General features: G+C 59.7%; 7 protein-coding genes. 1 reads left to right on the top strand and 6 read right to left on the bottom strand.

Annotated features, from left to right (window positions below):
* Positions 1-55 precede the first annotated feature (55 nt).
* Positions 56-1,069 carry a glycosyltransferase family 2 protein gene (locus LJ656_RS04325; RefSeq protein ID WP_230508048.1) on the top strand — a complete coding sequence of 338 codons (1,014 nt, stop codon included), beginning with the start codon at positions 56-58 and terminating at the stop codon, positions 1,067-1,069.
* Between the two features lie 174 nt (positions 1,070-1,243).
* On the opposite strand, the gene LJ656_RS04320 is transcribed toward LJ656_RS04325, so the two are convergent.
* From LJ656_RS04320 to LJ656_RS04295, 6 genes are read right to left on the bottom strand one after another with little or no spacing between them, the layout of a single operon-like run.
* Positions 1,244-4,441 (bottom strand): glycosyltransferase family 4 protein, encoded by a 3,198-nt coding sequence (locus tag LJ656_RS04320; protein WP_230508047.1) that lies wholly within the window; start codon positions 4,439-4,441, stop codon positions 1,244-1,246.
* Positions 4,442-4,492: 51 nt separating this feature from the next.
* Positions 4,493-5,902, bottom strand: a complete 1,410-nt coding sequence (locus LJ656_RS04315) for an FkbM family methyltransferase (RefSeq protein WP_230508046.1) — start codon at positions 5,900-5,902, stop codon at positions 4,493-4,495.
* A gap of 48 nt (positions 5,903-5,950) precedes the next feature.
* Positions 5,951-6,802: a GDP-mannose 4,6-dehydratase gene (locus LJ656_RS04310; RefSeq protein ID WP_230508045.1), complete on the bottom strand. Its 852-nt coding sequence runs from the start codon at positions 6,800-6,802 to the stop codon at positions 5,951-5,953.
* Positions 6,799-7,854: a GDP-mannose 4,6-dehydratase gene (gmd, locus tag LJ656_RS04305; RefSeq protein WP_230508044.1), complete on the bottom strand. Its 1,056-nt coding sequence runs from the start codon at positions 7,852-7,854 to the stop codon at positions 6,799-6,801. The genes LJ656_RS04310 and gmd overlap by 4 nt, the downstream gene beginning before the upstream one ends.
* Before the next feature lie 43 nt (positions 7,855-7,897).
* Positions 7,898-9,325, bottom strand: a complete 1,428-nt coding sequence (locus LJ656_RS04300; RefSeq protein ID WP_230508043.1) for a glycosyltransferase family 2 protein — start codon at positions 9,323-9,325, stop codon at positions 7,898-7,900.
* A gap of 4 nt (positions 9,326-9,329) precedes the next feature.
* On the bottom strand, positions 9,330-12,656 hold the full coding sequence (locus LJ656_RS04295) for an FkbM family methyltransferase (RefSeq protein WP_230508042.1): 3,327 nt from the start codon (positions 12,654-12,656) through the stop codon (positions 9,330-9,332).
* Positions 12,657-12,932 lie beyond the last annotated feature (276 nt).

Below are 12,932 nucleotides of genomic sequence, written 5' to 3'. Positions count from 1 at the left end.
AAGAAAGCGGCTTGTAATTTGTTTAAGGTACGCTCAAGCGTCCTGAGGAGCATATATGAATAAAACACCGTCGGTCGCCGTGATTATTCCATTTTATAACGGTGCAAAATGGCTCGAACGGGCCGTCAAGAGTGTTGCCCAACAAACCATTGCGCCGGCGGAATTCATCGTCGTTAACGATGGCTCAAAGGCTGAAGAGCGCGCCGCGCTTGATCCTCTGGCACAAAAATACGGCTTTCGCATAATCGATAAATCGAACGGGGGGCAAGGCTCCGCGCGAAACGCTGGTGTCGCTGCGAGTACCTCCGACTATATATGCTTTCTCGATCAGGACGATTTTTACCTCGAAAATCACATTGAGATTCTCGTGGGTAATCTTCCTGAAAATGACCTCCGACTCGGCTTCGTTTATGCAGATTTACATATTGCCGACGGTGACGGTGGATTGATATTCACCAGTTCAGTGAAGGAGCACTCGCCGTCGAACCCGAAAAAGTCGTTGATCGATCTGCTGAAATCCGACATGTTCGTACTGCCGTCAGCTTCAATTATCACGCGCAAGGCATTCGAAGCGGTCGGTGGCTTCGATGAGCAGTTCATGGGCTACGAGGATGATGATCTCTTCCTGAGAATTTTCCGCAATGGCTTCACCAACTACTATGTCGACGAGCCGGTCACGGTCTGGTGCATTCATAGCGAGAGCACTTCGTACAGCATCCGCATGTGTCGCAGCAGGTTCAAGTATTTCATGAAGCTGTCGAGCCAGTTTCCCGACAACCCGGACCGAGGCCTGTTTTTTTTCCGGGACTGCATCGCGCCTCGATTTGGCCGTGCGTTCCTCTCGGATGCGTTGAAAGCGACAACGAAAAAAACCGCGGACAAACAGGAGTTGGTAGCAATTCTCAAACAGTACGCGAAGGTTTTACGGCAGAGCAGGTATGTCCGTCGCAAGCTGAAACTGAAGTTCTCGCTTGTTGCATTCGTTCTCGACTACTCGCCACCGTGGGCTATCAAGGTAATGCGCTACGCAACACTTTCGGCTGCAGTGCGGCGAAGCCTTGTGACCTGATGTTTTTTTGGATACCCGCAACCCATTGAATCCGCAGATCGAAGCGGACATTCAAGGGCGAAGCGGGCGCCGTGCCTTAAGGATTTGCGACCAAAGACGCGGTGAAACGGTCGGTCGACACGACGTCTTTGGCCAGATTCGTCGCGTGACCGCCGGCAAATTCGACGACTCTCTCTATGCGCCTTTGTTTTTCGGCTGCCATGTCGCGTACCACTCGTCGTCGAAAATCGCATTGCATAGCTTGCGATAGCAGTTATCCCAGGTGAATTCGGAGCCGGACCGCGGGCGCGGCGCAAAGCCGTTCGCGGCCCAGTCTCGCAGCGCCACGGCAAGCGTTTGGGGATCGTCTCCGGAGAAATAACACGCCTGGTCGCCTGCAATCTCGCGAAACACCGGAATGTCACGTGCAAGAACCGGTAAGCCTGCCTGAAACGCCTCGACGATCGGCAAGCCGAACCCTTCGTTGACGGATGCCATGATGAGCCCTGAGCTCGCACTGTAGAGAGCGCGCACCTCGTCATCGCTGCAGCGAGGTAGCCAATGCAACCGCTTACCCAGTTCAGGGGAGCGCCGCAACTGCTCGGAGAACTGGTCCATCTTCCAGCCCTGCTTGCCGATGATGATCAGATTTAGGTTCTCATTGGCTTCCCATAGTTTTTCGAATGCCGCAAAGACCTGCGGGTGGCCTTTGCGAGGTTCGACCGTGCCCACCATGATGACGCTGGGACGCAGCCGGGCATTGTCGAGAGCAGCGAGGGTGGCCGACGAACTTTGCCCTTTGAGATTTTCGCTGCGAAAGTCATTGCGAAAATCCGCGCCGAGATGAGCGAAGCCGATCGGTAGAGGTCTGCTTCGCAGACTGGGATCCTCGTCGAGCCAGGCCATCACATCGTCGGCAACAGACCGGGAAATGCAAACAGCAGCGTCGGCGATGCCAAGAAGACTGCCGTACCAGTTCTCTGTTACGAGCTTGACGAAATCGTCGTTGAAGTACTGAGGGCATCGCAACGGCAACAAGTCGTAGACGAGCACCACGATGCGCAGGCCGTTCAATCGCAACCGCCGTAATTCGTCAAATTCGGCTGCCGTGATGATCGGATAAACGTCGGCGAGGAGCAGCACATCGCCGGCCCGGACATCGAACGGTGCTTCCGGCAGATCGAGGGGGGGCAGACCCAGCAGCGACAGCGGCCTGGCGTACGTATGGCGTAACAGCCCCTCGCGAATCCGTACAACTTCGCTGCGCAAGCCGCGGGGCGGCGTTTCAAGCGCGCGGCGGGTAATCTCGCGTACGACCCGTTGAATGCCCGAACCCGAGTCGATACGCGCCAATTCGGAGATATCGATCAGGAGCCGGTTGTATCCTCCGCCGCGCGATGGCGACGGGAAACTGCGCACGAGGCTGCGCGACGCGGCGGCTACACCATTCGGCAGTGCCGACACAGTCTGGATATCTGTCTGCATGGTTTGCGCGACGACAGTGACGCCCGGCGTTGCATAGGCCTTTTCGATCGCATCGACGCACTGTTCGGCAGTGATTTCCGCGGACTCCTGCGGCGGCAGAACCGCGGTAAGCGCGTGCATCGCGTCGGTGCCGAAATGCCGGCTCAATACTTCCATCTCGTGATCCGAATACACGATCACGCCAATGGCTTCCTGCAGCACGGAGAGGCTGCACGGGTAGTGCCGAAGCGCAGCTTCAATGCCATTGTCTTCGGCGAAGCGCAAAGCAGGGTAGCCGTGCGCCTGCAGCAGTACAGCCCGGAACTCGTCGATGCGTCCGCGCTCACGGGCCGACGCGTACATCAAGTCGGACAGAACCGCGTCATGCAGGATCACCACGCCTGGGCAGCAGGGCAGCAGCGTTTCGATCTGGAAGCGATGAAACGGCGAATTGCCGATTTGATAAACGACGCGATCGAAACGCCCGGCCTGCGCGAGGAAGTCGGTCGGAGCGAGTCGCGGAAATCCCCACAGCAGGTGCTCAGAGGTTTCTTCCTCACTGACTAGCGTGATGTCGTAATGGCGCGCGAGGCGGGGCAGAAGGCTTGCGCTGTGCTCGGCCACACGGGTGGCCCGTGGCGGTAACGGGGACACAAAGGCCAGCCTGGGGCGTTTGGGAACGACGCTCGTGATCCGTGTGTGACCTTGTCGCGATCGAGCGTCATGGATCGTCTCGAGCGCATCCCAAGCCCGCTCGGCCGACGCGTGCCACGTAAATTGCGCGGCCTGGCGCGGGCCGTAGTTTGCGAGTTCCTGTTGAAACGACGGATTTTCCAGTACCTTGCGCATACACGCGGCGATGGAGTCGGGATCTTCGGGGTCGAAAGTGGCATCCGCGCGTCCGATCACTTCGGGAAGACTCGTGGTGTTGCTGACAATGGTTGGTGCCCCGCACGCCATCGCCTCGCCGGCAGGCAACCCAAAGCCCTCGTGCCGGGAAGGAAATACAAACAGACTGCACGCCGAATAAAGAGCCCGGAGGTCGTCCTCTTCCACGAAGGGGGTGTAGACAAGGCTTTCGGTTGGGATGCCGAGTTGCGCTGCCTTTTGATACAACCTGGCACGATCTCGTTGCCCCGCGACAAAAAGCTGGTGTGTTGTCTGCAATGCCCGCGGCAGGCGTGCATAGGCTGCCAGCAAGCCGGCTTCATTCTTGTTCGGCGTGTCTGCGGCCAGAAACATGACGAACGAGTCGCGCAGGCCATAGCGTGCGAGCAGTGCCGCGCGTTCATTAGCCGGCAAGGATGTCGGATGGAACTGCGGGCCGATACCGGCACGTATATTGAAAACTCGTTCGGGCGCGCAGGCCAGATGATCGATTGCCTCATTGCGGCTGGACTCGGAAATGGCGAGCAGCCCTTCGCACGACGTCAGTTCCTGAATGCCGCGGTAATACCAACGGGTATGGGGCGAAGGTACGTTCGACGTCCCGAAAAACTCGGCGTGCCGCAATAACGGAATGAGATCGTAAAAGGTCGCGACCACGGGCAAACGACGAAGTTGTCGCGGCAGGCAACCAACGACATCGTTGTCTTCGAGCACGCTGCACACATGCACGAGGTCCGGCTGAAGGGAGGCAAGGAAATGCGCCCGCAGGGTTTCGGCGTAAGCCAGGCGTGGAGCGTCATGAAGCAACGCTACGCCGCCGCGTGGCGGATGCCACACGCGGATGTTTTCGCGCGGCAGAACCGACGAGAAGGTCGCGATCAACTCCTCGGCTTTGTCCATGTAGACACCGTTGAGCGCGATAGTGACCTCATGCGCTCGCGCATTGCGAACCATGGCCAGCGCAAGCTCCCGCGAATAGCGACCGATACCGCGGTCGCTGCCACTGCCTTGAGCTGCCTGTAAATCGATCACAAGACGCATAGTGTCAGTTTTTATAGAGTGCAATATAAATCGGGTTGGAGACGCTGACGCTCAAGCCACTGTCGTAGTGCGAGCGTTGGCCGTGCTTAGTTGCCGATACAGGCGCGCTTCTTCGGGGCTGAGATCGGTTGCACTTGCAGGAGTGGTCGCCGCTGCCTGTTCCTGCATTGCCGCGGTCTGCTCATACACGCGATAGCGGCGAGCCAGCCATTCCACTGGCCGCGGAGCGATGGCACGAATGAGCCGCAGGCCACGCTGACCTCCCGGCAGGCCGAGCAGAAATCGACCGGTGCGATGAAATGCCTGTCGCGCCCGCTGTTTGGTGGGCTGCATACGCCGCACCATGCGCAGCGGCGCCGTCACGCGCCAACTCGTGCTGTTGATCATCGCGGTTACCTGCTCGTTCGCTAGTCGCGCGGCGTGTTGCGCCGCGAGTGCGCTGCGTTGCGCGTCGTCGGCGCGGCGCGTTTGCTCGGCCAACGCAACAGCCGCTTGCAAATTCGACTGGCCAAGCGTGTCCGCCAACTGCTGCAACTGTTGCATGGCGGCGGACGAACGATTGTTTGCGGCCTGCGCTGTGCTTGCCAACTGTTCGACGGCCGCGGCTGCCTGACGGCTCACGGCCTCCGCGTCACGCAGTGTTGCGGAGGCCTGCTCGCCGATGCGCCGATTTTCTTGTGCTGCCGCATCGCGGACCTGCCGCAATTGCCCGGCCGCCTCCTCGCGAAATTGCTGCAATTCCCGTTCGGCTCGCTCGGTCCGCTGCAGTAAATCCCCCCGTGTCTGAAACGGATCGAACACGTTCGGTTGAACCGTGAAGTGTCTTCCCAGTTCGTCCTTTTTTTCGTCGGCAAGGTAGAAGCGGTTCAAACCGTCGAACCAGGCGAAACTGTAGCCACTCGCGGTCAGCATCGGCTCCCAGTCGCCGTGGGTCTCCTGCTGCGAATTTGGCAGGGTTGCCTCGACAAGCACGATCCAGGGGCGAAAAAGGCGAAAGTCAGCGCCGGCTAGCACATCTGCTTCAGCACCTTCCACGTCGATTTTCAGAAAATGAATCGGATCTTGGAGGCAGTATTGCCGGCAGATCTCGGCCAACGGCAGGGCCTCGACGATCTCTTCGGTCACCTCCCAGCCGGCAGTCCGATGGCGAGCCGCGATTGCTGCATCGACCGTGGACAGGCCGCTGCCGCCGATCCGATAGAAGCGGTACGATCCGGCCTCGCGAGCAGCGGCCACGCGGAGATTGATATCGTGAGGGCGCATTGCGCTCAACGAGTCGGAAAAACTCGCATCCGGCTCCAGATTGATGCCGTGCCAACCGTGATCGTAGAACAGCTTCGTGACTGACGACACATTCGGGTCCGCTGCGCCGACATCGATATAAAAGCCGTTACGAATGTGCCCGAGCGCGCGCCAAAGCATGACGTCTTCTTGGTTCTGTGCGAAGGAAGTCAATGTCATGAGGGTTCAGACCGTGAGGATGATGGTGCGGCAAGACATCTCTGAAATTCAGAGCATGCGAGTCAGGGTTTCACGCAGTGTCGGTACGTTGAGTGATACGCCGTTGGCCTGGAGCAGTTGGTTCAGCTTGTCGGGGTTGCCGCAAAGCCGATGTACTTCGTTTTTGCGCACGAAAGCGGGATTCACCTCGATGGTCATCTTGTGTCCGGTGATCGCCTCGAAGGTGTCGATGATTTCGCGTAGCGTGTAGGGCTTGCCCGTGCAGACGTTGTAGGTTTCACCCGCCTGGCCATGCGCCAGCAGCGCCATATAGGCGTCGCAAATCAGTTGCACGTCGTTGAACTCCCGTTCGACGTCCAGATTGCCGAGCGCCACCGAAGCCGCGCGCTCGGCAAAATGTTTGGCTAGCTTCGGGATCACGAAGTTGACGTTCTGACCGGCCCCCGTGTAGTTGAAGGGTCGGGTGATGACGATGTTCAGGCGCTCGGCGTAGGTTCTGGCCATGTATTCCATTGCCAGCTTGCTCATCGCGTAATGGTTCACCGGCGCCGGCAGATGCGCTTCGCTCAACGGCGATTGCTCGCTGTTGCCGTACACGTTGGCGCTGCTCGCGATCAGCACGCGCTGCGGCGCGGTCGGCAACTGCGCGAGCGCGTCGAGCAGATACGTCGTGCCTACCACGTTGACCGCGTAGAAAGCGCTGAGGTCCGCGTGTCCGACAAAGCTGATCGCGGCCAGGTGGACGACGGTATCCGGCGCGATCCGGCTCACCTCGTCATGCAGCGCATCCTTGTCGGTGAGGTTCGCGTGCAGGGCGACAACGTCGTGTCCTTCCGCCGCGGCTCGCGCGGCGAGGTGGCGCCCGGTGAAGCCGTGCGCTCCGGTGATGAGGATCTTCAAAATGAAAACCCCTCGGCGTTGCGGCGCAGGTCGGCCTCGACCATCATCTGGCACAGCTGTTCGAGCGTGGTGTGCGGTGCCCAGCCCAGTTTGGCCTTGGCCTTGGCCGGATCGCCGATCAGCAGCTCGACTTCGGCCGGCCGGTAGAACTTCGGATTCACGCGCATTACCGTCTTGCCGGTGGCGGTGTCCACGGCCGATTCGTGCTCGCCGCTACCCGTGAATTCCACCGTGATGCCGGCTCCCTTGAAAGCCATCCGGACGAAGTCGCGTACCGTCTCGGTGCGATTGGTGGCGAGTACGAACGTGTCGGGCTCGTCGGCCTGCAGCATGCGCCACATGCCTTCCACGTATTCCTTCGCAAAACCCCAGTCGCGCTTCGCATCCAGGTTGCCGAGTTCCAGCACGTCCAGCTTGCCCAGCTTGATCTTGGCCACGGAATCCGTGATCTTGCGCGTTACGAATTCCCGTCCGCGCAGCGGACTTTCGTGGTTGAACAGGATGCCGCTGGAACCAAAAATTCCGTAACTTTCGCGGTAGTTCACCGTCATCCAGTGCGCGTAAAGTTTCGCGACGCCATAAGGGCTGCGAGGATAGAACGGGGTCTCTTCGACTTGCGGGATTGCCTGCACCTTGCCGAACATTTCGGAGGTGGACGCCTGGTAGTAGCGAATCTTCGGATTGGTGATGCGGATCGCTTCCAGCTGGTTCAACGCGCCGACGCCGGTGATCTGCGCGGTGGTCGTCGGCTGGTGGAAGCTGACGCCGACGAAGCTTTGTGCGGCGAGGTTGTACACCTCGTCCGGCTGGGCTTCCTGCATCAGCGTGATCGAGTTGCCCAGATCGGTCAGATCGTATTCGACGAGCTGCAGGTCCGGATGGTTCTGGATACCGAGTTCCTCGATACGCCAGAAGTTGACCGAACTCGTGCGGCGATACGTGCCATAGACGCGATATCCCTTGTTCAGAAGCAGTTCAGCCAGATAGGCGCCGTCCTGCCCGCTGATTCCGGTGATAACCGCGCATTTCTTCGAGAGCTGTGAATTGTTCATGAGTGTGGATTGTCGGTGGTGAATTTCAATGGAAGTCAGGTGCTCAGGCCGAAGCGAGCGGACGTAACGAAAGCGATTGGCGATCCAGGTTGGGGTTGAACATTGGATCGTTGTACAGATAGGTTCGCCAGCGCTTGAGAAAACGGTTCAGGTCGGTGCCGGGCGGTGCCGTTTCGCCTCGCGAGGCCTTTTCGTGATGGACCAGTTCGGCATGCGGTGTGTAGACGATGCGGTAACCGAGCATCTTCAGCCGCAGACACATGTCCACATCGTTAAATTCCAGAGTGAACACTTCGTCGAAGCCATTGATTTCTTCGAGTACGGAGCGCCGGGTCGCAAAGACCGCCCCGGTGACCATCGACCACTCGCGATGAACGATTGCCCAGTCCTGGTAGGTCGGTTGATCCGCAGGGCAACCGAGCCACGTGTGGGCGCACGTACTGATCAGGCCGCCGGCCATCCCGGCATGTTGCAGCGTGCCGTTCGGATAGAGCAGCCGCGCGCCGGTGCCGCCGACATCTTCCTGCATGGAAAAGGTCAGCAGCGCCTGTAGCCAGTCAGTCGATTCGCTGGTGATGTCGTCGTTCATCAGCACGACTTGCTCTGTCTGGCTCAATCGCCAGAGCTGATTCATCTTCTTCGCGTAGTTGAACGGCTCGCCGGGTGCACGCGTAGTGACGATGCGCGTCAACTCGAAGGGCCACGGCCGGTTGGCGTAGGCCGAGCCGTCGGGCAGGTCATCGCCGACGATCACGTGCAGCCTGTCCATCGGATAGTCGAGGCGCGCGATGGTTTCGAGCAAGCCCGTAATGAACGGACGGTTTTGCGCGGCGCCGTTTTCGGTGGCGGGGCGGCCCTGGCGAGTGGGAATGCATAACGTGACGGGAGGCATTTCGTTGGCATTGCGCGTCAGCTGCAACGCGTACGGCGCGATACCCGGCTTCAGTGCGAAATGTGTTCGATCCTGCCCCAGCCAGTCCTCTATCACACGCTGACGGTCTTGCGTTGGAATCTGCTGATAGCGTTTGTCGCGCGTCGCCAGTATTTCTGCGATGCGGCTGATAGGGACGCCGGCTTTTACCGCTTCGAGTAGCACTGCATAACTGAAGGCCGCCCCGCACTTAGTTGCGGAAGGGAGAAGTTTGGTCAGGACATTCGCCTGAACGGCGATCGGCAAGCCGATATAGTCATAGGCGAGCAAAAGCGCGAGGTCGAAGTCCGGACGCAAATCGAGCGCCTTCTCGCGGCGCAAGCGCTGATCTACGTAGAAGATGCCGATGTCGGGCCTGCCCATCGCTTCCCGTTGCAAAGCCGGACCAAACTCGGCAGTGATTTCAGTGCCGGCATCGCTGAGCACATACCAATGCGCGCCGCCCTGAATTTGTGGCGTGCGGCCTTTCGCGTCCCGCAGTGCACCCTCGGCCGTGACGGTCAACGGAACCAGAAAAGCTTGCGACAATAGGGTTTGCATGGAATCAGAACCGTCGTTGTGGCGCGAGAAGTTGCTCGATACTTTGCTGAATTAATGCGCCGACCCGCTGGGGCGACAAGTCCGTGGCGATGCGCGCCCGTGCCCTGTCTCCGATTGCGTGATCGCTATTTTCGACAAGCGCGGCGGCTTTTTCGAGCGACTCGGCCAGATGATCTTCGTCGACCTGGGCCCACACGTTGCCTGTCGTATAGGCACCATGGTCGTCTTGCAGCGCGGTGACGGCATAGCGAACGGGGAACCCGCAAGTGTCGTCGAGGAAGTCGCGCGTGCCGCTGTAGTCGGTGGCGACGACGATCTTGCCCATCGCCATCGCCTCGGCCACCGTCAGGCCGAAACCCTCAGCGCAATGGGGCGACGCGTAGATGTCGGCCATCGCCATCAGATTGCGCATGGTGTCGAGATCAAGCGCGCGGTTGATCAGCACGACACCATCCTCCGCATCGCACAGCTGTTGTAACTCGTTGCCCTGCTGCGGCATGTCGAACAGATGCTTGGTCTTCAGTACCAACTTCCAGCCAGACCGTCCCAGCCGGGTTCGCGCAAAAGCGCGCACCAGTGCAAAGGGATTTTTGCGAACCAGATAGCTCGAGCCGTCGAAGGCATAAAGGATCACACGGTCCTCGGCATCGAGGCCGATTTCCGTCTTGGTGCGGCGAATCTTGTCAGGACCCGGAAGGCTTGGCGGGACCGTCACCACGTACGGGATCACGTGAACGGGGGCGTCGGTGCTCGCTGCGAAAGCCTTCTGACAATAGCGACTCGGAGCCCAGATGGCATCGACCGAACCGAATGTGGGATGCCAGTAGTTCGGAATATCTTCCGTTTCCCAGACGAACAGCCCCAGTTTCAACCGGGCGCGCTCGATCGTCTTCTTCTGTTCTTCGATCAGGAGTGCGGGCCACGCCTCCGGATTCAAATGGATGGCTACTACGTCGGCCGGCCCGGAGAAATCGTTGATATCCAGCGGCAAGGCCGTTCGCCGATGAACGTGGAAGGGCCGTTTCACCGGTGCGAGATTGAGCGCGTACGGCGTGCGTCGTAATGCGGACACATAAGACCTGCTTGCGACGCCGAGACCGTTTGCGTAATTCCACGGGCCGATCAGCTGGATGGCCGGCTTCAGCGCGGAGCCCGACAGATGCCGGGGCAGCGTGGAACACCGCGGCACGCGCGACGGCGCTGCATTGCCGGCCGGATCCGGATTGGCGGCAACTACCTGAAGCGCGGGCTCGGCCAGCGCCACGTCGTAGCCATGCGCTAGCAGCACTTCACGCCAGCCGCTGCTGTCCATGCCCTCGATCTTGTCGCGCAACGCCATCACCTTGACGAACGGGAAGCCATCCTTGATGAGATTCTTCCAGTCGAACAGCGTCCGGTTGTCGCGGTTTTCGGACGGGAACATCACGGCGTGAGAAATTCCACCGGCCCGCAACGTGGGGGCGAACTTGAGTTCGTACCGTTGAATGACCTCGTGCTTCGTCGGCAGGATCACGACGTTATTCAAGAAATCCTGCAGAACGGGCGACGCCAGTGCGCGTCGACGCAGCGCGACGAAAAAGCTCTGGATGTGCCACTCATATTCCCAGCTCTCCGTGATGCCGACCATATCGCCGGGCGCCGAACGCAGGCGAGTCAGTAGCTTCTCGAAAAGCGAGTCGTTGAGGGGGCCGATCACGCTGTCGTTGAGCAAGTACAGCGCTTCGGCGTCGAACAGTTCGGGTTCGACCTGTAGGACATGCGCCCAGGCGGCGAAGTCGAACCCGAGATTCTCGCGCACAACCAGCGTATCCACCTCGTCAAGCGACAGCGCATCGGCGTCAAACCAGGCGGCGTCCGCCGCCACGATCAGCGTGACATCGATCCCATGTCGGCGCAGTGCTGCGATATACGGGCGCACATGCGGCTTGAGCTTGCCGTCGGGCGAGTGGGTGACGAACAACGCGATCTCGCGCCTATGGCGCGTCGCTTTGCGATACTCGATCACTGCGTCAGTCACAGGCTTGCCCAGTGGCGCACCGGACTCGTCAGTTGGTTGCGTACTGGCGAGGCCGGTACCAAAAAGCGCCTGCTGTCGCCTTGCTCGCAGAAAAGCGATACGTGCGGGCATCCGGTGAGGAGTCGCTGCCCACCATAGAGCCTTCATTCCGCGGCGGAACGTTGTGCGGACCGAAGCTGGGATACGGCTCACGGTTCCTCGTAGCGGCGCTGTCACTCGCCACGAAGTACTGGTCATTAACGCTGTTACCCGCTCGTTGGCTCTTTGCGCGTCGCGTCGCAATTCATCGTTACGCCGGTCCTGTTCCGCAAGCGCTTCGTTGGAGCGACGTGTCGCTTCTTCGAGGTTTTGCGCCATCTGCTGAATTGCCGCCGTCGCGCGCTGGTTCGCCGCGTCGGCTTCGTGCGCGGAGTGTTCCACCGCCTGGAGTGCTTCGCGGCTTACGGCATTGGCCTTGGCCAAAGCTTGGGCGGCCTGTTCGCGAATCTGCTGCACTTCCTGCGCAGCTTGCTCGCGAGCCTGCCACGCTTCCTGTGCAGCTTGCTCGCGAACCTGTTGCATCTCCTGTACAAACTGATCGCGAGTGAGTTGCAGTTCCTGCTCGGCTTGCCGGGCGCGTTGCAGTAACCGCGCGGGCGGCTGAAAGTCGTCGAAGACATTCGGCTGAACATGAAAATGCTTTCCCAGTTCCGCTTTCATTTCGTCGGCCAGATAAAACCGGTTCAATCCGTCAAACCAGACGAAGCTGTAGCCTTGCGAGGTAAGCGTCGGTTCCCATCCATGAGACTCTTCCTGCGACAACGGCAGGGTGGCTTCCACCAGCACGATCCAGGGGCGGAAACGGCGGAAATCAGCGCCCGCCAGCACGTCGCCTTCTGCCCCTTCGACGTCGATCTTCAGGAAATGAATCGGACCGTGAGGGCGATACAGTTCGCAGATATCCGCCAGCGGCAGCGCTTCGACAGTCTCTTCGACCACGTTCCATCCGCTAGCGCGATGACGTGCCGCGATCTCGGCGTCGAACGTCGAGAGCCCCGTGCCGTCGATTTTGTGGAAGACATGCGAAGCGGCTTCGCGACCGGCAGCAAGTTGCAGATTGATGTCATGCGGGCGCGCGGCACGCAGCAATGCGAAATAGGCCGGCTGCGGCTCCAGGTTGATTCCGTGCCAACCGTGATCGTAAAAGAGCTTGGTTACCGATAGATCTTCCGGGTCGGCCGCACCTACATCGATATAGAACCCGTTGCGAACGTGTCCGAGCGCACGCCACAGCATGATGTCTTCCTGGTTCTGTGCGAAGGAAATCAATGTCATGAATGGTCAAGCGGTGATGTGAATGGTGTCATGAAATACATCTACCATGATTGACTGATAAGTCACAAAAGGCGACGCCATTTTTCTGGTGCGGGGCGGATGCATAGCTAGGTGCAACGTTCGCACAACGTTCACGACTCATAGTCTCCGATGCCGGCGGCACGGCGGTTGTTACCGCCTGCAGGATGTCGCTCGCGATGCGCGCTTCAGATCAGGCCGTACGAAGCTGCAAGTCGATAACGTTGACGCGCCTCGTATTGCGAGGCCTCGACTTCC

The organism is Paraburkholderia sejongensis, from assembly GCF_020880815.1.
In the GTDB taxonomy this organism is placed as follows: Bacteria; Pseudomonadota; Gammaproteobacteria; order Burkholderiales; family Burkholderiaceae; genus Paraburkholderia; species Paraburkholderia sejongensis.
The sequence above is the reverse complement of the archived record's forward strand: the minus strand, read 5'-3'. Positions and strand labels throughout refer to the sequence as shown.

Bases quoted from the DNA above. Each gene is read 5' to 3' on its own strand.
- LJ656_RS04320 (WP_230508047.1), bottom strand. From the start codon at position 4,441: ATGCGTCTTGTGATCGATTTACAGGCAGCTCAAGGCAGTGGCAGCGAC.
- LJ656_RS04325 (WP_230508048.1), top strand. From the start codon at position 56: ATGAATAAAACACCGTCGGTCGCCGTGATTATTCCATTTTATAACGGT.
- LJ656_RS04315 (WP_230508046.1), bottom strand. From the start codon at position 5,902: ATGACATTGACTTCCTTCGCACAGAACCAAGAAGACGTCATGCTTTGG.
- LJ656_RS04300 (WP_230508043.1), bottom strand. From the start codon at position 9,325: ATGCAAACCCTATTGTCGCAAGCTTTTCTGGTTCCGTTGACCGTCACG.
- LJ656_RS04295 (WP_230508042.1), bottom strand. From the start codon at position 12,656: ATGACATTGATTTCCTTCGCACAGAACCAGGAAGACATCATGCTGTGG.
- gmd (WP_230508044.1), bottom strand. From the start codon at position 7,854: ATGAACAATTCACAGCTCTCGAAGAAATGCGCGGTTATCACCGGAATC.